Origin of the sequence: Rhodoplanes tepidamans, from assembly GCF_030813915.1 — a bacterium.
Taxonomy (GTDB): domain Bacteria; phylum Pseudomonadota; class Alphaproteobacteria; order Rhizobiales; family Xanthobacteraceae; genus Rhodoplanes; species Rhodoplanes tepidamans.
In genome coordinates this window covers 55,309-78,173 of sequence record NZ_JAUSUJ010000023.1, presented here as the reverse complement: position 1 = coordinate 78,173, position 22,865 = coordinate 55,309, and the positions used below count along the sequence as shown (strand labels likewise).

Sequence of the window (22,865 nt, the reverse complement as noted above, 5' to 3'; positions counted from 1 at the left end):
TTTCGCATCTCGTCCGGCGGCAGCGGCCGATCAGTCGAACCTGACGCGCCGGTAGATGTCCGCGAGGGGCAGCGCGAGGCCGAGCGAAGGGACGTCGATGACGGCGGCGGGATCGTCGATTACGACGGGGCCGGCCGGAAAGCCACCGGCAGCACGGGTCCACACCCATGCCTTCGGCTCGTCGTGGGCGACGACCAGATAGGTGTGCAGGCTCGGAAGCCGCAGGTATTCGGCTGCCTTGTCGCCGAGATCGACCCGCTCGGAGGAGGGCGACATCACTTCGGCGAGGAATACCGGCGCCGTGGCGGTGCGGTCCGTGGTCGGGCCGTCGGCCGGGTCGACCACGATGTCGGGGAACCGGACGGTCGACGGACCGACGTCGACCCCGAACTCCGGGAGAACCGCCCACCTGTCGTGATCGACCCGCGAATCCAAGGCTCGGAAGAGATTGGCCGCGATCTGCCAATGGCCCCGTAAACCGCCGGTCATCATGACGACGCGCCCCCGCACGAACTCGTAATTCTCCTCCTGGCGCTCGGTCCAGGCCAGAAAGGCCGCCTTGTCCATCGGCATGGGGCGCTGGATGGTCATTCGAGTCCTCGTCGATCGAGGGGCAGTTTAATCCTCCGGCGGCACACACGCAAAAGGCCCGGGCTTTCGCCCGGGCCTTCGCCATCACGACACGGGACGCGTCGACCAGAAGTCCATGCCGCCCTGCGAAGTCGGCCTTGGCCGACTTCGCCACATGAAGTGGGGGCGGCGGCTTTATGGACTTCGATCAGAAATCCATGCCGCCGCCCGGCATGCCGCCGCCCGGCATGGCAGGCTGGTTCTTCTTCGGCAGCTCGGCGATCATGGCCTCGGTGGTGATCAGGAGGCCGGCGACCGAGGCGGCGTTCTGCAGCGCGGCGCGCACCACCTTGGTCGGGTCGATGATGCCCTTCTGGACCAGGTTGACGTACTGGCCCGTCTGGGCGTCGAAGCCGAACGTGTAGTCGGCGTTCTCCAGGATCTTGCCGACCACGACCGAGCCGTCCTCGCCGGCGTTCAGCGAGATCTGGCGCGCCGGGTAGGAGAGCGCCTTGCGGACGATCTCGACGCCGTGCTTCTGGTCCTCGTTCTGCACCTTCACGGCGTCGATCGCCTTGGTGGCGCGGAGCAGGGCGACGCCGCCGCCCGGCAGGATGCCCTCCTCGACGGCCGCGCGGGTCGCGTGCATCGCGTCGTCCACGCGGTCCTTGCGCTCCTTCACCTCGACCTCGGTGGCGCCGCCGACCCGGATCACCGCGACGCCGCCGGCGAGCTTGGCCAGCCGCTCCTGCAGCTTCTCGCGGTCGTAGTCGGAGGTGGTCTCCTCGATCTGCGCCTTGATCTGGGCGATGCGGGCGTCGATGTCGGCCTTGGCGCCGGCACCGTCGACCACCGTGGTGTTCTCCTTCTCGATCGTCACCTTCTTGGCGCGGCCGAGCATCTGCAGCGTCACGCTGTCGAGCTTGATGCCGAGATCCTCGGAGATCGCCTGGCCGCCGGTCAGGATGGCGATGTCCTGCAGCATGGCCTTGCGGCGGTCACCGAAGCCCGGCGCCTTGACGGCCGCGACCTTGAGGCCGCCGCGCAGCTTGTTGACCACGAGCGTGGCCAGCGCCTCGCCCTCGACGTCCTCGGCGACGATGAGCAGCGGCTTGCCGGTCTGCACCACGGCCTCGAGCAGGGGCAGCAGCTCCTGCAGGCCGGAGAGCTTCTTCTCGTAGATGAGGATGTAGGGATCCTCGAGCTCCACCCGCATCTTGTCGGCGTTGGTGATGAAATAGGGCGAGATGTAGCCGCGGTCGAACTGCATGCCCTCGACGACGTCCAGCTCGGTCTCCAGGCTCTTCGCCTCCTCGACCGTGATGACGCCCTCGTTGCCGACCTTCTTCATCGCCTCGGCGAGATAGCGGCCGATCTCCTCGTCGCCATTGGCCGAGATGGTGCCGACCTGGGCGATCTCGTCGTTCGAGGTGATCTTCTTGGAGTTCTTCTCGAGGTCCTTCACGACGGCCTCGACGGCGAGGTCGATGCCGCGCTTGAGGTCCATCGGGTTCATGCCGGCGGCCACCGCCTTGGCGCCTTCCTTGACGATCGCCTGGGCCAGCACGGTCGCCGTGGTGGTGCCGTCACCGGCGATGTCGGACGACTTCGAGGCCACCTCGCGCACCATCTGGGCGCCCATGTTCTCGAACTTGTCGTCGAGCTCGATCTCCTTGGCGACGGTGACGCCGTCCTTGGTGATGCGCGGCGCGCCGAAGCTCTTCTCCAGCACGACGTTGCGGCCCTTCGGCCCGAGCGTCACCTTCACGGCGTTGGCGAGCACGTCGACGCCGCGCAGCATCTTGTCGCGCGCGTCAGACGAGAATTTCACGTCCTTGGCAGCCATTGTTCGTCAGCTCCTGAATGAAACCGTTGCGTTCTCCCGACCCGGCGAGACCACGGTGCCGATCCAAGCGAATCCGGCAGGGCCCGTTCAGGCAGGTGCGTGTCCGAAAGTGGGTGTCCCGAGGTGTCGGGGTCAGGCGGCCTTCTTCTTGGCCTCGGTGTCGGTGAGAACGCCCATGATGTCGCTCTCCTTCATGATCAGATACTCGACGCCGTCGAGCTTGACCTCGGTGCCCGACCACTTGCCGAACAGCACCCGGTCGCCGACCTTGACGTCGAGCGGGATCAGCTTGCCGGCCTCGTCGCGGCCGCCCGGGCCGACGGCGATGATCTCGCCCTGCTGGGGCTTCTCCTTCGCGGTGTCGGGGATGATGATCCCGCCGGCCGTCTTCTCCTCGGCCTCGATGCGCTTGACGACGACGCGGTCGTGAAGCGGACGGAACTTCATGCTGTCCTCCTAAGTTCTTGACGACGAGTGTTGAATTGGGATGCGGGTCGACCGGCGGGGCGGTGGCCCCGGGTGCCCGGTTGCGAGTTGGTGGTGCCGCCTGCCGGGTTCAAGGGGGCGGCCGCAAAATTTTGGCACTCCGGTGCGGGGACTGCCAATCAGCCGCGGGGCCGGGGTTCGGGACGCTGCTGAAGCTTAATTCAAGTCTTGCGGCGTGATGCAGCGTAGAGACTTGGTAGCACTTTCCCTTCGAGGCTGCCACGCCCGTTTGGTGAACAGTTTGTTTACCAAATGCGCTTGCAATGAACGGAGGTGGCGTTGGAAGATTTCCCGGCAGACACGGATGGGGGACACCATGGCCTCTAAGGAGTTCTTGAAGCAACTGCACGGCTACGGCCTGACGACCGCACACATCCTGTATCGGCGGCCGGATCATCCCTGGCTGCTGCAGAGCTACCTCTGGCAGGAGTACGACCTCCACCCGCATTTCCCGGAGCTGAACAAGTTCCTCGGCTTCTGGCGGGAGAAGCTGGAGGGCCCGCTCCACTCGGTCACGGTCGCCCATTCGCGCCTGATCAAGCCGGCCGAGATCAAGGCCGTGGACGGGATGTTCACGCTGAACTGAGGGCGATGGACCCGCGTAGGGCGGGCACGCCGCGCGTGCCCGCGTCGTCAGCCGTAGTCGCGTAGCCCGGGTTGAGCGCAGCGAAACCGGGGGGCGGCGGTCGCCGGAGCAAGAAGCCCCGGATTTCGTTTCGCTCGATCCAGGTCCAGGCTACGAGACCCCGGGCTACGCTCACTCCGCCGCGTGGGCGGGCGGCAGGGCGATGGTCTCGATCTTGGTGAGGTCGAGCTTCTTCGAGGCGTGGTCGATGTCGAAGCCGACCACCTCGCCATCGGCGTCGAGATCGACGAGCAATCCGGCGACGATCTCCCGGGTCTCCGCGCCCGGCACATCCTTCAGCTCGATGTAGAGGCTGTCGGTCTCGGGATAGTAGTGCAGCTTCATCCGGGCCCCTCCCGAAAATCGCGGCCGAAGAAGGGGTTGTGGACCGTCTCACCGTCGTCCAGGGTCACCACCCGGAGATAGCGTGGCACGCCGTCGATCGCGACCACCTTCCCCCAAAATCGAACGCGACCGTCCGCTTGAATCTCGCGTCGGATCGGAGAGGCGATGACGTCGAGGCACCATTCGGAACTAAAATAGGGGCGCTTCCGCGCCGGAAACGTGGACTTTGCGCCCGCCCCTCACACCATCGTCCCCACCGTCGCACCGATCACGCAGGTGGACAGGGTGCCCGACACCACCGACTTCAGCCCGAGCGCGACGATCTCGTCGCGGCGCTCGGGCGCCATCGCAGCCAGGCCGCCGATCATGATGCCCAGGCTGCCGAAATTGGCGAAGCCGCACAGCGCGTAGGTGAGGATCAGGCGCGACCGCGGGTCGAGCGCCTCGGGCGGCAGCTTCGCCAGCTCCACATAGGCGATCAGCTCGTTGAGCACGGTCTTGATGCCCATCAGGCCGCCGGCCGTGACGGCCTGGTCCCACGGGATGCCGAGGAGCCAGCACACCGGCGCCATCACCAGCCCGAGGCCGCGCTGCAGCGTCACCGGCGCGCCCATCACGTCGGGCAGCAGGCCGAGGATCGCGTTGGCGAGATGCACCAGCGCCACCAGCACGATGATCATGGCGCAGATGTTCAGGAGCAGCTCGAGCCCGACCGTGGTGCCGCGCACGATCGCGTCCATGGTGCTGTTGGCGATCTTGGCGGGCGCCGTCGCGGGCGCCGCCGTCGTGCCGCCGGCGCGGTCCGGCACCATCAGGTGCGAGACCAGGATGGCGGCCGGGGCGCCCAGGATGGAGGCGACCGCGAGGTGGCCGGCGACGTCCGGGATCACGTCGCGCAACAGCGTCGCGTAGAGCACGAACACGGTGCCGGCGATGCCGGCCATGCCGCCCGTCATCACCATGAACAGCTCGCCCCGGGTCAGGCCGGCCAGATAGGGCCGGATGAACAGCGGCGCCTCGACCATGCCGACGAAGATGTTGGCGGCGGTGGAGAGCCCGACCGCACCGCCGATCCCCAGCGTCCGCTCCAGCACGATGGAAAAGCCGCGCACGATCGGCTGCAGGACGCCCCAGTGGAACAGCAGCGTGGTCAGCGCACTGACCACCAGCACGATCGGCAGCGCCTGGAAGGCGAGCACGAACGCGGTGCCGGGGATCTTGGGGTCGAAGGGCAGGGGGCCGCCGCCCAGATAGCCGAACACGAAGCCGGTGCCGGCCCGGGTCGCGGCGGCGATCGCGTCCACCCCGGCCGCGACCCCGGCGAAGGCCGCCGTGACGCCCGGCACCTTGAGGAGCAGCAGCGCGAGCCCGACCGTGAGGGCGAGGGCGACCAGCACGGTGCGGGGCCGCACGGCGCGCCGGTCCTCGCCGATCAGGAAGGCGAGGCCGAGCAGGGCGACGAGCCCGGCGGCGGACTGGATCTGTGGCAGGACCGTCACGATGCGTGTCTCCCCTCGGCCGGCGATGCGGAACGGCCCAGTGACTGCCGAGTGCAGGAATCGTGCGCGGAGCCCTCGCCCGGCAGCACACGCGACGACTCGGCGGACCGGCCGCATGTTGATACCGGCCGGGCCCGCCCTGTCCACGGCGGCGCACGGTCCGGCCGATTCCGGCCTCCCGCGACGCTTGTGCCGTGCACACCCCGGCGCGCGCGCGTGGTATGGTCCGCCATTCTCGCCAGCGGAGACCCGCCATGGCCCGTATTCGATTCGACTTCGGATTGCTGACCCTCGACGCGACCCTGCTCGACGGCCCCACCGCGGCGGCCGTCCTGGAGGCGCTGCCGTTCACGGCCTCGGTGCTGACCTGGGGCGACGAGGTCTATTTCGAGGTGCCCGTGAGGGCGGAGCGCGATCCGCAGGCGCGCGCCGTCGTGGTCCCCGGCGAGATCGCCTACTGGCCCGAGGGGCCGGCGATCGTCATCGGCTTCGGCCGCACGCCGATCAGCCAGGACGGGGAGACCCGGCTCGCCGCCCCCTGCAACCTGTTCGCCCGCGCCGAGGACGACGTCCGCACCCTCGCATCGGTCAAGGCCGGGGCCCGCGTCACGGTGATCCGGCTGGACTGACGCGGGCCGGCCCGCCGCGACCGGCATACCATCGGACTACCTCCTCACCGGTTCGGGCGAGGCCTCGACCGAACGCCGCAACGCCCTGTCAATCTTTCGAAAACAATCCGCCCTCCGGCGCCGGCCCGTTAACGGTTCGGTTCGCCGATGCGGCGCATCGTCGGCCCGTCATGAGCCGAGACACCGCAGCTTCCGCACCCGTGCCGGGCGCTCCGCCGACTCCGCCCGAACCGTCCGCCGCGGCAGCACCGCCGGGACCGGTGCCGGCCGGGCGCGCCGCCGTGGCCCGCCTGCGGCGGTCCGGCTGGGTCGGCCGCTACGGGCTGGTGCTGCTCGGCCTCGCCTGCGTCGCGGCGATCTGGGCCGGCGTGCTCTACGAGATCCGCGAGGACCGCCGCGCCGCCGCCCTGGAGGCGGCGCAGACGACCGCCAACCTGGTCCGCGCCTTCGAGGAGCACATCATCCGCTCGATCCGCGGCGCCGACCAGACGCTGCTGTTCGCGCGCGAGATCTACGCCCGCGATCCGGCCGGGTTCGACGTCCGGCCGTGGGCCGCCGCCAGCGAGGCGGCCAATGGATTCACGTTCCAGGTCTCGATCGTCGACCGCACCGGCCGGTTCGTCACCAGCAATCTCGATCCGTCGGGCCTCAACCGGATCGACCTCTCCGACCGCGAGCACATCCGGGTCCATCTCAACGGCACCGAGGACCGGCTGTTCATCAGCGAGCCGGTGTTCGGGCGGGTCAGCAACAAGTGGTCGATCAACATCTCGCGGCGGATCGCGGCGCCGGACGGCAGCCTGCTCGGAGTCGCCGTGGTGTCGGTCGATCCCGCCTACCTGTCGCGCTTCTACGATTCGATCGACGTCGGCCGGAAAGGCGTGATCGCGCTGGTCGGCACCGACGCCGTCGTCCGCACGCGGGTCGGCAACGGCGAGACCGTGATCGGCCTGCGGCTCACCGGCAGCCCGCTGTTCAAGGCGCTGGCCCGCGCGCCCACCGGCCTGATGGAGGCCAGGAGCTCGGTCGACGGCGTCGCCCGCACCTTCGCCTACCGCACCATCAAGGACCTGCCGCTGATCGTCCTGGTCGGCCTCGCCGACGAGGAGATCTACGCCCAGGCCGAGCGCAACCGCGTGAGCTATCTGGGCGGCGCCGCCGCCCTCACCCTGCTGACGATCGCCGTCATCCTGATGCTGCTGCGCTACCAGCGCGGGCTCCAGCGGGCCACCGAGGCGGCCGAGGCGGCGGTGCGCACCCGCTCCGACTTCATCGCCGTGATGAGCCACGAAATCCGCACGCCGCTCAACGGCGTCATCGGCATGGCCGGGCTCCTGATCGACAGCGGGCTCGGCGGCGAGCAGGCGCGCTACGCCGTCACGCTGCGCGATTCGGCCGAGCATCTCCTCCACATCGTCGACGACGTGCTCGACTTCTCCAAGCTCGATGCCGGCTGCCTCGAGCTCGAGCAGGTGCCGTTCGATCTCGCCCGGCTGGTCGAGGGCACGGTGCGCGGGCTCGCCCCGCGTGCCGCCGACAAGGGCCTCGCGCTCGCCGTGGTGCTGCCGCCCGACCTGCCGCGCAGTGTCGTCGGCGACCCCGGGCGGATCCGGCAGGTGCTGCTCAACCTGCTCACCAACGGCCTCAAGTTCACCGAGATCGGCGGCGTCACGGTCGACGTGTCGGTGGTCGCGTCGGCGACGCCGCGCCGGGTCGGCATCGCCGTCGACGTGGTCGATTCCGGCATCGGCATCCCGACCGAGGCGATGGGCCGGCTGTTCAGCGAGTTCCACCAGGCCGACAGCTCGGTGTCGCGACGGTTCGGCGGCACCGGGCTCGGCCTCGCCATCTGCAAGCGGCTGGTCGAGCGCATGGGCGGCACCATCACGGTCGACAGCGCGCCGGGCTGCGGCACCACGTTCCGCGTGTGCGTCGACGTCGGCCTGGCGGATCCGGAGACGCCGCTTCTCGGCGGCATGGCGGCCGACGCGCCGCGCATCCTGGTGATCGACCGCAACGCCGTGTCGCGCACCGCGCTGGTCCGCCAGCTGGCGCTGCTCGGCGCCGAGCTGAGTGCCGCCAACACGCGCGAGCTCGGCGTCTCGATGGCCTGGAACGCCGCGGTCGGCGCCAATCCGTTCACCTGCATCGTCATCGACGAGTCGGTGGCGACCGGCGACATCGTCCGCTCGCTGCGGGCCGAGCCCTGTATGGCGTCGGCCCGGCTGGTGCTCGTCGGCGCCGCGCCGCAGCCCGGGCAGGCGGTCGGCTACGACGCGGTGCTCCTCAAGCCGCTGTCCTTCGAGGCGATCCGCGACACCATCCTGGCCGGCAGCCGCGGCGGCGACGCCGGCGCGGACACGGCCGGCGACGAGCTGCCGCCGCTCGGCACCGCCCATCCGCTCCGGATCCTGGTCGCCGAGGACAATCCGACCAACCAGCTCGTCGCCCAGAAGCTGCTCGAGGGGCTCGGCTACCGGGCCGACCTCGTGCCCGACGGCAACGACGCCGTGGCGGCCGTGAAGACCGGCGCCTACGACCTCGTCTTCATGGACGTGATGATGCCCGGGCTCGACGGCCTGCAGGCGACCCGGGCGATCCGGGCCCTGCCGGAGCCGCTGGGCCGCACCCATGTCGTCGCGCTCACCGCCAACGCCTTCAAGCACGACGCCGAGACCTGCCGGGCGGCCGGCATGGACGACTTCGTCGGCAAGCCGATCACCCCCGACCGGCTGGAGGCGGCGATCCGCCGCTTCCTCGCCCAGGGCGCCCAGGGCGGCCTCGTCTCCGAGGCGGTCGGCGCCCGGCCGGCGGCGCCGCCCGAGCCGGTGCCGCCGACCTTCGACCGCGACGCCTACGACCGGCTCGGCGAGGAGATCGGCGCCGACGGCGCCCGCCAGGTGCTGGAGACGTTCCTGATGGATTCACGCGACCGGCTGGCGCAGCTGCGCTCGCATGCCGTCTCCGGCGCCGCCGGCATCGAGCAGGAGGCACACACGCTGAAGGGGGCCGCGGCGACGCTCGGCTTCGCCCGCCTGTCCGAGCTCGCCCGCCGGCTCGAGGAGAATGCCCGGACCGGCCGCCAGCGCGGCCTCGACGCCGAGGTCGAGGCGCTCGCCGCCGCCTTCGAGGAGCTCGGCGGGGTCGTGAAGGAGATCGACGCGCGCGCAGCGGTGCCGGGGGAGGCCACCGGCGTAGCCGCCTGATCGGCGGCGCGCGCGGTCAGCCCCGCCCGACGAACGGCATCTGGTTCGCCATCACGGTGAGGAACAGCACGTTGGCGTCGAGCGGCAGGCTCGCCATGTAGGCGACCGCCTGGCCGGCATGGGCGACGTCCATGCGGGCCTCCACCATGCTCTCGCCGTCCGGCTGCAGCACGCCCTGGCCCTGCGCCATCCGCTCGGTGAGCGGCGTCGCCGCATTGCCGATGTCGATCTGTCCGCAGCAGATGTCGAACGGCCGCCCGTCGAGCGCCACCTGCTTGGTGAGCCCGGTGATGGCGTGCTTGGTCGACGTGTAGGCGACGGCGCGCGGGCGCGGCGTGTGGGCCGAGATCGAGCCGTTGTTGATGATGCGCCCGCCGCGCGGCGTCTGCGCCTTCATGATCCGCACCGCCTCCTGGATGCACAGGAACGGGCCGGTGAGATTGGTGTCGACCACCTTCTTCCAGGTCTCGTAGGGCAGGTCCTCGATCGGCACCGCCGGGGCGCCGATGCCGGCATTGTTGAACAGGAGGTCGAGCCGCCCGAACCGCTCGCGCACCGTCGCGAACAGCGCCCTGATGGCGGCCGGATCGGACACGTCGGTCGGCACGCCGAGGCTCCGGCCGCCGGTCTCGGCGCCGAGCCGCGCCGTCTCCTCCAGCATCTCGGGCCGGCGGCCGGCCAGCACCACGGTGAAGCCCGTTCCCATCAGGGCGAGCGCGGCGGCCCGGCCGATGCCGGTGCCGGCCCCCGTCACCACCGCGATCTTCTCGTGCGTCTCCCCCGTGCTCATCGCTCTCTCCTTTTTGTGCTGCTCCGGGCCGGGACCGGCCGGGACGCGATCATAGCCGCTGGCGGCCTTTTTTCCGACGCAGTCTTCAACCGGTGGCAAAGCTGCAGTATGCTACCTGACAGTGCGATCCGGCCCGATCCGGCGACTCGTCGACCGTCATGCGCGGGTCGGCCGCCAGCCTGCGGAGTGTCGGCCATGCGCCTGTCCCTCGGTTCCCTGTCGCTCGTCGCGGGCGCGTTCGCCGCTCTCCTGGCCGGGGCCGTCGCCACGAGCGACGCGGCGCGGGCGGACCGGCGGGTCGCCTTCGTGGTCGGCAACGGCGCCTACACGTCGGTCGATCCGCTGCCCAATCCGCCGGTCGACGCGCGGGCGATGGCGAGCCTGCTGCGCAACGCCGGCTTCGAGGTGGTCGAGGGCACGGATCTGGGCCGCGACGCCATGACGGCGAAGCTGCGCGACTTCGCGCTGCGCAGCCAGGGCTCCGACATCGCGCTGTTCTTCTATGCCGGCCACGGCATCGCGGTGAACGGCAAGAACTACCTGATCCCGATCGACGCCGACCTGAAGTCCGAGATGGACGTGAAGCTCGGCGCCGCGATCGACGTCGACGTGACGCTCGACCAGACGATGAGCGACGCCAAGGTGAAGCTCGTCCTCCTCGACGCCTGCCGCGACAATCCCTTCGCCGCGAAGATCCGCTCGGCCACCCGCACCCGCAACGTCGTGGTGTCGTCCGGCCTCGCCGAGATGAAGTCGGGCGAGGGCACCCTGATCGCCTTCGCGACCGGGCCGGGCCAGACCGCGCTCGACGGCGCCGAGGGCGGCAACAGCCCGTTCACCCGGGCGCTCCTCGCCCATCTCGCGACGCCGGGGATCGAGATCCAGCAGGCGATGACCCGGGTCCGCGCCCAGGTCAGCGAGGAGACCAAGAAGCAGCAGCTGCCGTGGGGCCACACCAACCTCACCGGCTCCGTGTTCGTGAACCCGGCCGGAGCGCCGGCGCTCGCCCCGGCCGACACGCCGCTGTCGGCCGACGCGGCCCCCGCGGTCGGCACTCAGACGCGCTCGGCCGTGTCCGAGGCGGAGCTCGAGTTCTGGCGGACCATCAGGGACTCGAACAAGCCCGAGGAGCTCAACGCCTATCTGCTGAACTTCCCCAACGGCCAGTTCCGGCCGATCGCGCTGTCGCGCCTCGCCGCCCTGCAGGCGCAGCCGGCGAAGCCGCGGCCCGCCGCCGAGGCGGCCGACCCGGCCCTGTTCACGACGGAGGCGAGCCTCGCCACCGAGGACAAGCTCGGCCTCACCAAGGCGAAGCGGCGCGACGTGCAGAAGCGGCTCACGGCGCTCGGCTTCGACACCAAGGCCGACGGCAAGTTCTCCGACGAGACCCGCAAGGTGATCGCCCGCTGGCAGGCGGCACGCGGCTATCCGGAGAGCGGCTATCTCAACGCCCCGCAGCACAAGGCGCTGCTGAAGGAGGACATCGCCGGCGCCGAGGAGGACAGGCCCGCCGCCCGGACCGAGCGCAAGGTGGTGACCCGCGAGCGCCGCAGCGGCGGCGGTGGCGGGGGTGGAGGCGGGCGCCATTACAACAACGGCCCGCCGCCGATCTTCAACCTGATGCTGGGCGGCCCGTTCGGGCGACGGTGACGCGACGGCTGCGCACCGGCCTCACGGCCGTCGCCCCTCCGATGACGGTCCTCCGGCGGATCGCCGTCACGGCCGGCATGCGCCGAGACGGCGGGAGGCAGGCCCGGAGCCTGCCGGCCTAGGTCTTCTGCTGATAGGGCGGGGGCGGAATGTCGAGATGGGCGGCGCGCAGCGCCGCCGACCAGCGCCGGCGCAGGTCCTGGAAGTAGGGCTCCTCCGGCTCGATCCGGTAGGAGAGCTCGGCCACGCAGGCGTCGCGGCGCACCACCAGGACGTCGAGCGGCATGCCGACCGACAGGTTCGAGCGCATCGTCGAATCGAACGAGATCAGCCCCACCTTGAGCGCGTCGTAGAGGTCGGTGTCGTGGGTGACGGCGCGGTCGAGCACCGGCTTGCCGTACTTGTGCTCGCCGATCTGCAGATAGGGCGTGTCGCGCGTGCACTCGATGAAGTTGCCGGCCGAGTACATCATGAACAGGCGTGTCCGTTCGCCCCTGATCTGGCCGCCGAACAGGAAGGACAGGTCGAACTTGACGTCGGCCGCCTCGAGCGCCGGGCCCTCGGTGCGGGCGAGCGAGCGGATGGCGCGGCCGATGCGCTGCGCCGCCTGGAACATGGTCGGCGCGTTCATCAGCGTCTCGCGCTCGCCGGTCTCCGGGTTCTCCAGGCCCTCGTTGAGGATGCTCAGCACCGACTGGGTCAGCGACAGGTTGCCGGCCGAGGCGACCGCCATGATGCGCTCGCCCGGGCTGGAGAACACGTGCAGCTTGCGGAAGGTCGAGATGTTGTCGAGGCCGGCATTGGTGCGCGTGTCGGCGATCATCACGAGCCCGTCGCGCACCAGGATCCCGCAGCAGTAGGTCATTCCGTCGAGCCCCCTCGAATCGCGGCTGCGGGGCACCACGACACGGCGCTGTTCGGCCCGCAACATCCGTTCCTCCCTGATCCGGCGCGCATCAATGCACGATCCGGTGCCGCCGTCACGGGCCGCGGTCCCGCTGTCCTCAGCTCTGTACCTGCTGGAAGGCCTGGCCGACATGGACCGCGACCTCGAGGGTCTCGCCGCGGCCGCCGAACCGGGTGCCGCGCACCGGCGCGGCGCCGAGATAGTCGAGGCCCACCGCGACCCGCACATAGGCGTCGGTGGCGCACATCGCATGGGTGGGGTCGAAGGCGACCCAGCCGAGATCCGGCACGTGGGCCTCGACCCAGGCGTGGCCGGCCTCCTGGGCCGTGATGCCGTCGCTGCGCCAGTAGTAGCCGCCGACATAGCGGCACGGGACGCCGAGGCTGCGCGCCGCCGCGATGAACACGTGGGAGAGGTCCTGGCAGACGCCGCGCTTGAGGCTGAACGCCTCGGACGCCGTGGTGGCCGGATGGGTCGGGTCGGTGTCGAACGTCACCTCGGCATAGACGGCCCGCACCAGGCCGTGCAGCCGCGCCAGGGCGTCGTCCGGCTCGGCGTCGGCGACCGCCCGCGCGAAGGCGAGAATCGCCGGATCGGCGCGGGTCAGGTCGGTCTCGCGCAGATAGAGGCTCGGCGGGAAGCGCTCGATGGTGCCGCGGACGAGGCCGTTGGTGTCCTGGGTCTCCACCTCGCCCTCGACCAGCACCTCGAGGTGGTCGGTCGGCACGTCGTCCGAGAACGAGTGGGTGATGTTGCCGAACGCGTCCTCCTGGGTGGTGAGCCGGCAGTCGGCCGAGACGTCGATGCGCCAGCGCACGACGTGCTGGCCGTCGTGCGGCCGCGGCGTCATGCGCAGCGTCTGGATCACTCGGCTCGCGGGCGAGTCGTAGCGGTAGGTCGTCAGATGGGAGACGCGGATGCGCATGGGTCTGCCGGTGGCGGCGGCGGCGGTCACATCAGGTACTGACGCGAAATGGTGCCGCCGAGCTCGTTGTTGTCGGAGATGAATTCGGTGATGAACTCGTGCAGTCCGCTCTGGAAGATCTCGTCCATCTTGAGGTTGGAGAGCCGGGTCCGGATGCCGCGCGCCTTGCGCTGCGCCGCCCCCTGCCGGCCGTAGGCCTCGGCGATGTCGTCGCAGTAGCGTACCAGATTGTCGTAGCAGCTGGCGAGCGACCGCGGCATCTTTTGGTTGAGAATCAAGAGGTCGGCGATCAGCCAGGGCTTCAGGCTCTCGCGGTAGACCCAGTGGTAGGAGGTCAGCGCCGAGACCGAGCGCAGGATCGCCGCCCACTGGTAGTAGTCGAGCGGCCCGCCCACATGCGTGTCCTCGGGCAGCAGCAGGTGGTACTTGGTGTCGAGGATGCGGGCCGTGTTGTCGGCGCGCTCGATGTTGCAGCCGAGCCGGAAGAACCAGTAGGCGTCGGTGCGCAGCATGGTGCGGTAGGCCGAGCCGTCGAAGCGCAGCGAGGTCTCCTGCACGAAGCGCAGGAAGCGCAGGAACTCCTCGCGCGAGCCGGGCGCGTTGTTGAAGCGCTTGAGCTCCAGCCAGGCGCCGTTGATCACGTCCCACATCTCGCTGGTGAGCGCGGTGCGCACCGCCCGCGCATTGGTGCGGGCGAGCTCGATGCAGTTGCAGATCGAGCTCGGATTGGCCGACGAGAAGGCGAGGAAGTCCTTGACGTTGTCCTCGTCCGCCTCGGGATAGGCGGCGTGGAAGGAGCGGCTGCAGCCGGCGGTGGCGACCGCCGACTCCCATTCGTTGGTCGATCCCACATAGGCGAGCGGCAGCGCGGTGAGGCGCAGCGTCACCTCCAGGATGCGGGCCAGATAGTCGGCCCGCTCGACGTAGCGGGCGACCCAGTAGAGGTTGTCGGCGGTTCGCGACAGCATGTGGTTACGTGTCCAGCACCCAGGTGTCCTTGGTGCCGCCCCCCTGGCTGGAATTGACCACCAGCGAGCCGCGCTGCAGCGCGACCCGCGTCAGCCCGCCCGGCACGATGCGGACCGTGTCCTTGCCGGTCAGCACGAACGGGCGCAGATCGATGTGGCGCGGCGCCACCCCCCGCTCGACCCAGGTCGGGCAGGTGGACAGCGCCAGCGTCGGCTGGGCGATGTAGTTCTTGGGATCGGCCTCGATCCGGGTGCGGAACGCGGCGATCTTGCCCTTGTCGGCGGTCGGGCCGATCAGCATGCCGTAGCCGCCCGAGCCGTGCACCTCCTTGACCACCAGCTCGTCGAGATGCTCCAGCACGTAGGCGAGGTCCTTGGGCTCGCGGCAGCGCCAGGTCGGCACGTTGCGCAGGATCGGCTCCTCGGCGAGGTAGAACTTCACGATCTCCGGCATGTAGCTGTAGATCGCCTTGTCGTCGGCGATACCGGTGCCGACCGCGTTGGCGAGCGTCACCTGGCCGGCCTGGTAGGCCGACATCAGCCCGGGCACGCCGAGCGTCGAATCGGGCCGGAAGGCGAGGGGATCGAGGAAGTCGTCGTCGACCCGCCGGTAGATGACGTCGACCCGCTTCGGCCCCTCGGTGGTGCGCATGTAGACGACGCCGCCCTTGACCAGCAGGTCGCGCCCCTCGACCAGCTCGATGCCGAGCTTGTCGGCCAGGAACGAGTGTTCGAAATACGCCGAGTTGTAGATGCCGGGCGTCAGCAGCACGACATTCGGGTCGGCCGCGGCGGTGTCGGGCGCGACCGACTTCAGGGTCGCCAGCAGCTCGTCCGGATAGTTCTCGACCGGGGCGACCCGGTAGCGCGAGAACAGGTCCGGGAACAGCCGCATCATGATCTCGCGGTTCTCCAGCATGTAGGAGACGCCGGAGGGCGTGCGGGCATTGTCCTCGAGGACGTAGAAGGTGTCCGGCCCGACCCGGACGATGTCGATGCCGGCGATGTGGACGTAGACGTCGTGCGGCACCTTCTGGGCGTTCATCTCGGGCCGGAACACCTGGTTCTGGAACACCAGGTCGACCGGGATGATGCCCGCCTTGAGGATCTCGCGGCGGCCGTAGATGTCCTTCAGGTACATGTTGATGGCCTTGACCCGCTGGGTCAGGCCGCGCTGCAGCAGCGCCCATTCCGACGACGACAGGATGCGCGGGATGACGTCGAACGGGATCAGCCGCTCGGTCGAATCCGCCTCGCCATAGACCGCGAAGGTGATGCCGATGCGCCGGAACAGCAGCTCCGCCTCCTGGCAGCGCTGGTCGATGAGGTCCGGCGACAGGTCGCGGAGCCAGGCGTCGAGCCCGGCATAGGCGGGACGGATGGTCCCGTCCGTCCCCTTCATCTCGTCGAAACAATCCGCCATGACTGGCCCCCGACGGCATCCGACCGGAGGCGGATGCCCCACGGCCGACTCGATGCAAGCATCGAGCCACTGTTCCATGCGACGACAACCCCGTCGACCCGCCGCCGGATGAGGCAGTGTCGCAGCCCGGCGCACGCGCCGCCCAAGGATTGGGCATGCGGTGGCGACTTACCGGGCGATCGCCGGTGGATGCGGCCGAGATCCGCGTCCGGCGCGCTTGAGCGGTCCTCGCGGTCGGGATACAGGACAGCGACGCCGGAGTTGCAGAATGAACGAAAAGACGACCGATTCCGCCGCCTTCGGGGATGCCCCGAGCGCCGTGGTGACGGCCGGCCTTCTGGTGATCGGCGACGAGATCCTGTCGGGCCGGACCAAGGACAAGAACATCGGCTACATCGCCGAGTACCTGACGGCGATCGGCATCGACCTCAAGGAGGTGCGGGTCGTCTCCGACGTCGAGGCCGACATCGTCGCCGCGCTCGACGCCCTGCGGCACCGCTGGACCTATGTGTTCACCACCGGCGGCATCGGCCCGACCCACGACGACATCACGGCCGACGCGGTCGCCAAGGCGTTCGGGGTGCCGCTTGACGTCGACCCGCGCGCCGTCGACCTGATCGCCGAGCGGGTCGGCCGCGACGGCCTCAACGCGGCGCGCCTGCGCATGGCCCGCATCCCGCGCGGCGCCGACCTGGTCGACAACCCGGTGTCGAAGGCGCCCGGCTTCTGGATCGGCAACGTGATCGTCATGGCCGGCATCCCGAGCGTCATGCAGGCGATGCTCGACGGCGTCGCGCCGAAGCTCAAGACCGGGGTCAAGCTCCTGTCCGCCTCGGTGCGGGCGGACCTGCGCGAGGGCGACATCGGCACCGAGCTCGGGCTGGTGGCGAAGCAGCACCCCGACGTGATGATCGGCAGCTACCCGTTCACCGACGAGACCGGCGGCCCCAACACCAGCCTGGTGGTGCGCGCCCGCGACCCCGCGCGGCTCGCGGCGGCGACGGCGGCGGTCGAGGAGATGCTGGTGAAGGTGCGCGCCGCGCTCGCGGCGGCGCCGCGGTAATTCGCCGGGCGTCCCGGACCGGCTGCGGCCGGGCCGGGCCCCGACACGACAACGACGCACGCACCGTCCGCCGGACGGGCCGCGTGCTTTCTGTTCTGGAGAGACCCCATGGCCGCGGCCGCGACCCCCGAAAAGCACTTCCCGGTGTCCTGGGACATGTTCCACCGCGACTGCCGGGCGCTGACCTGGCGGCTGGCCGGGCAGGGGCCGTTCGACGCCCTCGTCACGGTGACGCGCGGCGGCCTCGTCCCGGCCGCCATCGTCGCCCGCGAGCTCGGCATCCGGGTGATCGAGACGATCTGCGTGGCGAGCTACGGCGGCGCCGCCGGCGTGCCCGACACCCAGCAGGGCAGCCTGCAGATCCTCAAGAGCGTGGCCGCCGAGATCGTCAAGCTCGGCCGCGGCGACGGCGGCCGGGTGCTGATCGTCGACGATCTGGTCGACACCGGCAAGACCGCCCGGGTGGTACGCGACTTGCTCCCCAAGGCGCATTTCGCCACCGTCTACGCCAAGCCGATGGGGCGGCCCCTGGTCGACACCTTCATCACCGAGGTGTCCCAGGACACCTGGATCTTCTTTCCGTGGGATACCGGACTCGCCTTCCAGCCGCCGATCGCCGGTGGCGCGTGAGCCGGGAGGACCTGACATGAGTGGCCGGCAGGACGACGACTTCGAGGACGACGACGGCATCGAGGAGGAGCTCGACCGCCACTACGAGGCGCTGCGCCGCTTCGTCTACGACTACATCGACGAGAACGACGTTCCCGACGAGATCATCGCCGCGCTGCTGAGCGACCTCGCGCTGGAGATGCGCAAGGTCGCCTATGTGCTCGACACCGAGAAGCCCTCGGTCGGCGGCCTCAAGATGATGCTCGACCGCTACAAGACCGACCTCGAGTCGGCGGTGCGCCGCCACAAGCAGGAGGCCGAGGAGTTCATCGCCGGCATGCAGGAGGCGATGACCGAGGCCAAGGACCGCCTCCAGGAGGAGCTCGAGTCGCTCGACGAGGACGACGACGGCGAGGAGGACACCGACGAGGAGGCCGACGACGACCTCGACGATGACGACCTCGACGACGACGATGACGACTCCGAGGATGAGGACGACGACTCCGAGGACGACGACGAGTCCGAGGAGGCCGGGAAGGGGACGGACGAGCCCGGGCGCGAGCCGTCGGAGCCCGCCGACGCCCCGAAGAAGGACAAGCCCGGCAAGGGCAAGGCGAAGTAGAGGAGGGGCCCGGTCGGCGCCGCTCGGTTCGAGGACGGATTCGCCCGGGCTTTCCACCGTCGCCTGATGCCGGATCGCGTGACCGGTTCGCCGTCATGCCGGGGCGCGAGCCGAAGGCTCGCGAACCCGGAATCCAGCCCGGACCTCGGGCGTGCCGCTTTCCGGGCTCGCGCGCTGTCGCTCGAGCCCGGAACGGCCAGGCGCCTGACCAGGCCGGTCCAGGATGGGGTGGCGCGCGGGACAGGGCGGCCGTCGAAGGACCGCGGCGGAGACGTCTCGGAGCGGCCCCGCCGCGCCGGCACTGCGCGGTTGCACCGCCGCCCCTCCTTGCTAGATTGCCGGCGCTCGCGGACGTGGCGGAACCGGTAGACGCAGCGGACTTAAAATCCGCTGGGGGAAACCTCGTGCGGGTTCGAGTCCCGCCGTCCGCACCAGCCCATGAAAGCCCTTTCCGTGACCGCTCATGCCGCCGCGTGGTTGCTTTGACTCACCCCTCATGGTGAGGAGCGGCCGCAGGCCGCGTCTCGAACCATGAGGCCGCCCTCGCCCTTCAAGACGCGGGAAGGTGATGGGTTTTGCCTTCGGCTCGACCCATTTTAGGCGCCGAGGCAGCCATAGCCCCGGCTTTCTCGTCGCCTCGACGTGCGAACCGAATTCCGGGGCTTTGTCGCCCGGGCTCCCGACCCCGGGTGTCGCTCGCGCTCCACCCGGGCTACGACGGGGCCGTCACAGCGGCCAGCCGGCGGCGCGCGATCACCCGGTCGAGCGAAGCGCGGGACTGCGCGCCTTCGGAAAGGACGACCGACGGAGACGTCGAATGGACGCGATCGAGACCGACCGGCTGATCCTGAGAAACTTCAGGACCGGAGACGCGCCCGACCTGCTCGCCTATCTGCGCCGGCCCAGGGCGAGCTGCTTCCTCTCGCTCAGGCTGGACGATCTCGGCGCCGCCGAGGCGGAGGTGGACAGGCGCAGCCGGAGCGACGAGCACGTCGCGGTGTGCGTACGCAGCGGCGACAGGCTGATCGGCGATCTGTTCTGCGTCCCGGAGCCTCCCGACACCTATACGGTCGGCTGGAACTTCAACGCGGACTTCGGCGGTGCCGGGTTCGCCTTCGAGGCCGCGCGGGCGCTCTTCGCGCATCTGTTCGCGGTGAAGCAGGCCCGGCGCCTCTACGCCTATGTGGAGGAGGGCAACGTCGCGTCGCAGCGCCTGTGCGAACGGCTGGGCATGAGGAGAGAGGGACTGTTCGTCGAGTTCGTGTCGTTCACGACCGACGCCGACGGCGCGCCGGTGTTCGAGAACACGATGCAGTACGCCATCCTTCGACGGGAATGGGTCGCCTGACGACCGCCGGACCGGGCCGGCGGCGTTCGCGGGCCGCGCTCTCTCGACTGCGTCGCCCCGCCGAGGTCCGCCTCGGCCCGCCCCACAGCGCGCGTAATCATCCATTTGGCACCGCATGGCTTTCCGCCCGTGCTCGCGCGGGCGTTACTTTACTACCGAGGGTGGGCGTGGTCGGCTCCCGTCGAGGGGTGTCTCGGCCCGGCGGCCGCGGGGACGGCCGGACGGGCGACATCAGGAGCGTGAGATGCGGAAATCCATCCTGTCGCTGGCGGTCGCCGGCTGCGCTGGCCTTCTGCTCGCCACCAGCCTTCCGACCGAGGCCGACGCGCGCGGGCGCGGCGTCTATGTCGGGCCGCGCGGCGGCGTGGCCGTCTATCGCGGCGGCGGGGTCTATCGCGGCGGGTACTATGGCGGGCCGTACCGCGGCGCCTATGTGCGGCGCGGGGTCGGTGCGGCGGCCGTCGGGGCCGCGGCGGTCGGCGCGGCGGCGGCCTACGGCGCCTATCCTTATGGTTACGGCTACTACGCGCCGCAATGCGGCTACTACCCCTATCCGCCCTGCTACTGACGGCGTGCGGGCGCGCGGCCGTCGTGCGCCCGCTCCGGCCGTGCCGCCCGGCCGGCTGTCGGCGCGACGTCGAGGCCTCGCGACATCGCGATCTCTGACGTCGCGATCTCGAGGCGTTGACGGACTCTTTGCGGCGACCGGACGTTTCGCCGGGTCGGGCAGGTGCGGCGTTAACTCCGCGGCGAAGTCGGTGGCCGATCTCCCGTCCCGAGCGGCGCCGGTAGGCGCGCCTTCACGCCTGCGCGTTATCACGTCGTCGAGAACCTGAAGAAGACGGCGCCGGCCCGGCCTCGCCCGGTGCGCCCCGGCCGAAGCGTCGCGTGTGACCACGTGCGTCGAAGGGAGTGCTTTCCATGTCGCGTCTGACTGCGCGTTCGAATGCGATCGTTACGGCGGCCGCTCTCGCCGCAGGCGTCGTCGGCCTGACGGCGGACGCCGGGGCGGGGAGCTGGAGCGGGCGGTGCTGGGGCTGCGGCCCGAACTCGGGCGGCTACGCCACGGTCTATTACGCGCCGGGCTTCGCCCCGACGCAGTACCGGCCGGCACCGGTCTACTATGCGCCGCGATACTATCCGCCGACCTATTATCCGCCGCTCGCTTATGCGCCGCGGGTGGCGCCGGCCTATTGGGGCTATTACCAGGGCTGCTGCTTCGCGCGCGAGCCGTTCGTCGGCACGCCGTGGGGCTGGCAGGCGGCCGACACCGGCTGGTCCTACGGCTGGCGCGATCCGTGGTGGAACTGGCGCCGCTGGTGAGCGGCGCCGCCGGCGACGGCGCACGGGCGTGTCCGCCGGCGACGGCGGTGGCCTCATGGTTCGAGACGCGCTCCTGCGGAGCGCTCCTCGCCATGAGGGGTGAGGTCAGGGGCGAGGCCGATGCACGCGGTCGGCGCCGCCTGAATCGCGCCTGAACGCACCGTCGAACCAGAAAAGCCTGAGACGAACCGACCCGCGAAACGCAAAAGGGCCGCCCGGTGACACGGGCGGCCCTCTGTGCCTGCCGGCCTGGTGGCCCCGGCGGCCATCTGCGCGACGCGGTGCTGGGGGGAAGGGGGGCAAGGGGACCAGCAACTCGTCACCCCGACAACCGGCGACCGCGCGGTTGGTTCCATCACCCCGCGAAATTTTTCGCAGGCCGAAGCCGCGGGGGCCGGAGCGGCCGTCGGCGCGGCCGGACGGCTGTCGTTCGTTCGCCTGCTCGGTCGACGCACCCGGTCTCCACCGGTGCGGCGACGGGTCCCTAAACGCTGCGGCGCTCTGGGTGCTCCGCCTTCGCGAGGGCTTTGCATAATCCGGTCATTCCGGGGCGCGCCGAAGGCGCGAACCCGGAATCCAGCTCCGAACTCGGCATTCTGGGCTGGATTCCGGGTCCGGCGCTCCGCGCCGGCCCGGAATGACCGGACTATGCAAAGCCCTCGCCGTCGCGGAGCACGACCGGGGAGAGGCCGGGCGTGGCGGTCCACCACGCCGGCGCGTCCGCGTCGGGACCGCGTCAGTCGAACACGGTGTTGCGCTGGGCACCGACCATCACGAAGGTGGTGCGCTTCGGCACCTCCTTGAGGCGGGTGGCGCCCATGTAGGTCATGGCGGAGCGCAGGCCGCCGGTGATGCCCTGCATGGTCGCCTTCACGGGCCCGCGATACGCCACCTCGACCGTCTTGCCCTCGGAGGCGCGGTAGTCGGCGACGCCGCCGTGATACTTGTTCATCGCGGTGTCGGACGACATGCCGTAGAACTCCATGCCGACCGCGACGCTCTCGCCGTCGCGCAGCTCGTGGCGCACCCGGCCCTCGCACTCGTCGTGGCCGGCCAGCATGCCGCCGAGCATCACGAAGTCGGCGCCGCCGCCGAACGCCTTGGCGACGTCGCCCGGCACCGTGCAGCCGCCGTCCGAGCAGACATGGCCGCGCAGCCCGTGCGCCGCGTCGGCGCATTCGATCACGGCGGAGAGCTGCGGATAGCCGACGCCGGTGAGGTCGCGGGTCGTGCACACCGAGCCGGAGCCGATGCCGACCTTGACGATGTCGGCGCCGGCCAGGATCAGCGCCTCGGCCATCTCGCCCGTGACGATGGCGCCCGCCATGATGACGGCGTCCTTGTTCTCGTCGCGCACCCGCTTGACGGTCTGCAGGAACTGCTCGCTGTAGCCGTTGGCGACGTCCATGCAGATCTTGGTGACCGGCACCTGGCGGCGCACGAAGGCGAGCTTGTCGAGATCTTCAGACGTGATGCCGATCGAGTAGAAGACGTTCTGGGCGACCTCGGTGCGGAAGAACTCGATCAGCCGCTCGGCCGGATAGTGCTTGTGCAGCGCCACCATGGCGCGGAACGGCGCGAACGCCTGCGCCATCGTGAAGGTGCCGACCGTGTCCATGTTGGCGGCGATCAGCGGGAAGCCGGTCCACTCCGACCCGGTGTGGACGAACCGGAACGTCCGGGTGATGTCCACCTCGGAGCGCGAGTTGAGGGTCGACCGCTTGGGCCGGATCAGGACGTCTTTGAAGTCGAGCTTGGGGTCGGTTTCGATGTGCATGGCAAAGGGTCCGGCCGGAAGACCGGCTGTAGGGAACCGGCAGGGACCGGTCCGCGGCGGTTGGAAGGAGTGCCCGGCGGTGGCAAACGGGGCACTTTAGCAGATATTGCTACGGAAAGCTGAACCGTCCAGGGGAGCGCGGGCCCGGGGCTGCCATGCGCTCGCGCCCCGGCCGGCCGCCGGTGCGCCGCGCCCGGCCTCGCCCGCCTTAGCTCCGAACCCGTATTGCGACCCGGAGTCGAAGTCCTACTCTC

The 22,865-nt window shown here is 70.2% G+C and carries 21 protein-coding genes and 1 tRNA gene; 11 read left to right on the top strand and 11 right to left on the bottom strand.

Annotated features, from left to right (window positions below; translation table 11 throughout):
- Positions 1-30: 30 nt before the first annotated feature.
- From J2S22_RS23590 to groES, 3 genes are all read right to left on the bottom strand, one after another.
- Positions 31-591 carry a Uma2 family endonuclease gene (locus J2S22_RS23590; RefSeq protein WP_272778116.1) on the bottom strand — a complete coding sequence of 187 codons (561 nt, stop codon included), beginning with the start codon at positions 589-591 and terminating at the stop codon, positions 31-33.
- Between the two features lie 187 nt (positions 592-778).
- Complete coding sequence (gene groL / locus J2S22_RS23585; RefSeq protein WP_272778115.1) at positions 779-2,416, bottom strand: chaperonin GroEL; 1,638 nt, start codon at positions 2,414-2,416, stop codon at positions 779-781.
- A gap of 132 nt (positions 2,417-2,548) precedes the next feature.
- Positions 2,549-2,863, bottom strand: coding sequence for a co-chaperone GroES (gene groES, locus J2S22_RS23580; RefSeq protein ID WP_272778114.1), 315 nt, complete (start codon positions 2,861-2,863; stop codon positions 2,549-2,551).
- Between the two features lie 355 nt (positions 2,864-3,218).
- On the opposite strand from groES, the gene J2S22_RS23575 reads away from it, so the two are divergent.
- A complete protein-coding gene (locus J2S22_RS23575) occupies positions 3,219-3,488 on the top strand; it encodes an usg protein (protein WP_210208269.1) in 270 nt (89 codons plus the stop codon).
- Between the two features lie 171 nt (positions 3,489-3,659).
- Here J2S22_RS23575 and J2S22_RS23570 read toward each other — a convergent pair whose 3' ends face one another.
- Together J2S22_RS23570 and J2S22_RS23565 are read right to left on the bottom strand one after the other, a co-directional pair.
- Positions 3,660-3,872, bottom strand: coding sequence for a DUF2283 domain-containing protein (locus tag J2S22_RS23570; protein WP_272778113.1), 213 nt, complete (start codon positions 3,870-3,872; stop codon positions 3,660-3,662).
- 239 nt (positions 3,873-4,111) lie between these two features.
- Positions 4,112-5,362 (bottom strand): NupC/NupG family nucleoside CNT transporter, encoded by a 1,251-nt coding sequence (locus J2S22_RS23565; RefSeq protein ID WP_272778138.1) that lies wholly within the window; start codon positions 5,360-5,362, stop codon positions 4,112-4,114.
- Between the two features lie 263 nt (positions 5,363-5,625).
- On the opposite strand from J2S22_RS23565, the gene J2S22_RS23560 reads away from it, so the two are divergent.
- Together J2S22_RS23560 and J2S22_RS23555 are read left to right on the top strand one after the other, a co-directional pair.
- A complete protein-coding gene (locus J2S22_RS23560) occupies positions 5,626-6,000 on the top strand; it encodes a cyclophilin-like fold protein (protein ID WP_272778112.1) in 375 nt (124 codons plus the stop codon).
- A gap of 281 nt (positions 6,001-6,281) precedes the next feature.
- Positions 6,282-9,206, top strand: coding sequence for a hybrid sensor histidine kinase/response regulator (locus tag J2S22_RS23555; protein ID WP_272778111.1), 2,925 nt, complete (start codon positions 6,282-6,284; stop codon positions 9,204-9,206).
- Between the two features lie 16 nt (positions 9,207-9,222).
- On the opposite strand, the gene J2S22_RS23550 is transcribed toward J2S22_RS23555, so the two are convergent.
- Positions 9,223-9,996 carry an SDR family oxidoreductase gene (locus J2S22_RS23550; protein WP_272778110.1) on the bottom strand — a complete coding sequence of 258 codons (774 nt, stop codon included), beginning with the start codon at positions 9,994-9,996 and terminating at the stop codon, positions 9,223-9,225.
- Positions 9,997-10,191: 195 nt separating this feature from the next.
- Here J2S22_RS23550 and J2S22_RS23545 point away from each other — a divergent pair, with 195 nt between their 5' ends.
- Complete coding sequence (locus J2S22_RS23545) at positions 10,192-11,646, top strand: caspase family protein (protein ID WP_272778109.1); 1,455 nt, start codon at positions 10,192-10,194, stop codon at positions 11,644-11,646.
- Positions 11,647-11,764: 118 nt separating this feature from the next.
- Here the strand turns inward: J2S22_RS23545 and J2S22_RS23540 are convergent, their stop codons facing one another.
- The 4 genes from J2S22_RS23540 to J2S22_RS23525 all read right to left on the bottom strand — a co-directional run bounded on the left by J2S22_RS23540 (position 11,765) and on the right by J2S22_RS23525 (position 15,869).
- Positions 11,765-12,511 (bottom strand): proteasome-type protease, encoded by a 747-nt coding sequence (locus J2S22_RS23540; protein WP_272778137.1) that lies wholly within the window; start codon positions 12,509-12,511, stop codon positions 11,765-11,767.
- A 139-nt stretch (positions 12,512-12,650) separates the two neighbouring features.
- The gene (locus J2S22_RS23535; RefSeq protein ID WP_272778108.1) at positions 12,651-13,478 is read right to left on the bottom strand and encodes a transglutaminase family protein; all 828 of its coding nucleotides are present in this window, start codon (positions 13,476-13,478) and stop codon (positions 12,651-12,653) included.
- A 26-nt stretch (positions 13,479-13,504) separates the two neighbouring features.
- The gene (locus J2S22_RS23530; protein WP_272778107.1) at positions 13,505-14,446 is read right to left on the bottom strand and encodes an alpha-E domain-containing protein; all 942 of its coding nucleotides are present in this window, start codon (positions 14,444-14,446) and stop codon (positions 13,505-13,507) included.
- A 4-nt stretch (positions 14,447-14,450) separates the two neighbouring features.
- The gene (locus J2S22_RS23525; RefSeq protein ID WP_272778106.1) at positions 14,451-15,869 is read right to left on the bottom strand and encodes a circularly permuted type 2 ATP-grasp protein; all 1,419 of its coding nucleotides are present in this window, start codon (positions 15,867-15,869) and stop codon (positions 14,451-14,453) included.
- 268 nt (positions 15,870-16,137) lie between these two features.
- Between J2S22_RS23525 and J2S22_RS23520 the strand changes: the two genes are divergently transcribed.
- The 7 genes from J2S22_RS23520 (at position 16,138) to J2S22_RS23490 (ending at position 20,834) form a co-directional block, all read left to right on the top strand.
- Complete coding sequence (locus J2S22_RS23520; protein WP_272778105.1) at positions 16,138-16,932, top strand: competence/damage-inducible protein A; 795 nt, start codon at positions 16,138-16,140, stop codon at positions 16,930-16,932.
- 108 nt (positions 16,933-17,040) lie between these two features.
- Complete coding sequence (gene gpt, locus J2S22_RS23515; protein WP_272778104.1) at positions 17,041-17,562, top strand: xanthine phosphoribosyltransferase; 522 nt, start codon at positions 17,041-17,043, stop codon at positions 17,560-17,562.
- 16 nt (positions 17,563-17,578) lie between these two features.
- Positions 17,579-18,163 carry a hypothetical protein gene (locus tag J2S22_RS23510; RefSeq protein ID WP_272778103.1) on the top strand — a complete coding sequence of 195 codons (585 nt, stop codon included), beginning with the start codon at positions 17,579-17,581 and terminating at the stop codon, positions 18,161-18,163.
- Between the two features lie 347 nt (positions 18,164-18,510).
- Positions 18,511-18,597: transfer RNA gene (locus J2S22_RS23505), tRNA-Leu, on the top strand.
- A gap of 383 nt (positions 18,598-18,980) precedes the next feature.
- Positions 18,981-19,511 (top strand): GNAT family N-acetyltransferase, encoded by a 531-nt coding sequence (locus J2S22_RS23500; protein ID WP_272778102.1) that lies wholly within the window; start codon positions 18,981-18,983, stop codon positions 19,509-19,511.
- A gap of 244 nt (positions 19,512-19,755) precedes the next feature.
- Complete coding sequence (locus tag J2S22_RS23495) at positions 19,756-20,079, top strand: hypothetical protein (protein ID WP_272778101.1); 324 nt, start codon at positions 19,756-19,758, stop codon at positions 20,077-20,079.
- 353 nt (positions 20,080-20,432) lie between these two features.
- Positions 20,433-20,834 (top strand): hypothetical protein, encoded by a 402-nt coding sequence (locus tag J2S22_RS23490; RefSeq protein WP_272778100.1) that lies wholly within the window; start codon positions 20,433-20,435, stop codon positions 20,832-20,834.
- 736 nt (positions 20,835-21,570) lie between these two features.
- On the opposite strand, the gene J2S22_RS23485 is transcribed toward J2S22_RS23490, so the two are convergent.
- Positions 21,571-22,611, bottom strand: a complete 1,041-nt coding sequence (locus J2S22_RS23485; RefSeq protein WP_272778099.1) for a GMP reductase — start codon at positions 22,609-22,611, stop codon at positions 21,571-21,573.
- Between the last annotated feature and the right edge of the window lie 254 nt (positions 22,612-22,865).

What these genes read in the sequence shown, in the direction of transcription:
- J2S22_RS23570 (WP_272778113.1), bottom strand. Translation starts at nt 3,872, where the DNA reads ATGAAGCTGCACTACTATCCCGAGACCGACAGCCTCTACATCGAGCTG.
- J2S22_RS23495 (WP_272778101.1), top strand. Translation starts at nt 19,756, where the DNA reads ATGCGGAAATCCATCCTGTCGCTGGCGGTCGCCGGCTGCGCTGGCCTT.
- J2S22_RS23560 (WP_272778112.1), top strand. Translation starts at nt 5,626, where the DNA reads ATGGCCCGTATTCGATTCGACTTCGGATTGCTGACCCTCGACGCGACC.
- J2S22_RS23540 (WP_272778137.1), bottom strand. Translation starts at nt 12,511, where the DNA reads ATGACCTACTGCTGCGGGATCCTGGTGCGCGACGGGCTCGTGATGATC.
- J2S22_RS23590 (WP_272778116.1), bottom strand. Translation starts at nt 591, where the DNA reads ATGACCATCCAGCGCCCCATGCCGATGGACAAGGCGGCCTTTCTGGCC.
- J2S22_RS23535 (WP_272778108.1), bottom strand. Translation starts at nt 13,478, where the DNA reads ATGCGCATCCGCGTCTCCCATCTGACGACCTACCGCTACGACTCGCCC.
- J2S22_RS23550 (WP_272778110.1), bottom strand. Translation starts at nt 9,996, where the DNA reads ATGAGCACGGGGGAGACGCACGAGAAGATCGCGGTGGTGACGGGGGCC.
- J2S22_RS23530 (WP_272778107.1), bottom strand. Translation starts at nt 14,446, where the DNA reads ATGCTGTCGCGAACCGCCGACAACCTCTACTGGGTCGCCCGCTACGTC.
- J2S22_RS23490 (WP_272778100.1), top strand. Translation starts at nt 20,433, where the DNA reads ATGTCGCGTCTGACTGCGCGTTCGAATGCGATCGTTACGGCGGCCGCT.
- groL (WP_272778115.1), bottom strand. Translation starts at nt 2,416, where the DNA reads ATGGCTGCCAAGGACGTGAAATTCTCGTCTGACGCGCGCGACAAGATG.
- J2S22_RS23520 (WP_272778105.1), top strand. Translation starts at nt 16,138, where the DNA reads ATGAACGAAAAGACGACCGATTCCGCCGCCTTCGGGGATGCCCCGAGC.
- J2S22_RS23575 (WP_210208269.1), top strand. Translation starts at nt 3,219, where the DNA reads ATGGCCTCTAAGGAGTTCTTGAAGCAACTGCACGGCTACGGCCTGACG.
- groES (WP_272778114.1), bottom strand. Translation starts at nt 2,863, where the DNA reads ATGAAGTTCCGTCCGCTTCACGACCGCGTCGTCGTCAAGCGCATCGAG.
- J2S22_RS23500 (WP_272778102.1), top strand. Translation starts at nt 18,981, where the DNA reads ATGGACGCGATCGAGACCGACCGGCTGATCCTGAGAAACTTCAGGACC.
- J2S22_RS23485 (WP_272778099.1), bottom strand. Translation starts at nt 22,611, where the DNA reads ATGCACATCGAAACCGACCCCAAGCTCGACTTCAAAGACGTCCTGATC.
- J2S22_RS23510 (WP_272778103.1), top strand. Translation starts at nt 17,579, where the DNA reads ATGAGTGGCCGGCAGGACGACGACTTCGAGGACGACGACGGCATCGAG.
- J2S22_RS23525 (WP_272778106.1), bottom strand. Translation starts at nt 15,869, where the DNA reads ATGGCGGATTGTTTCGACGAGATGAAGGGGACGGACGGGACCATCCGT.
- J2S22_RS23545 (WP_272778109.1), top strand. Translation starts at nt 10,192, where the DNA reads ATGCGCCTGTCCCTCGGTTCCCTGTCGCTCGTCGCGGGCGCGTTCGCC.
- gpt (WP_272778104.1), top strand. Translation starts at nt 17,041, where the DNA reads ATGGCCGCGGCCGCGACCCCCGAAAAGCACTTCCCGGTGTCCTGGGAC.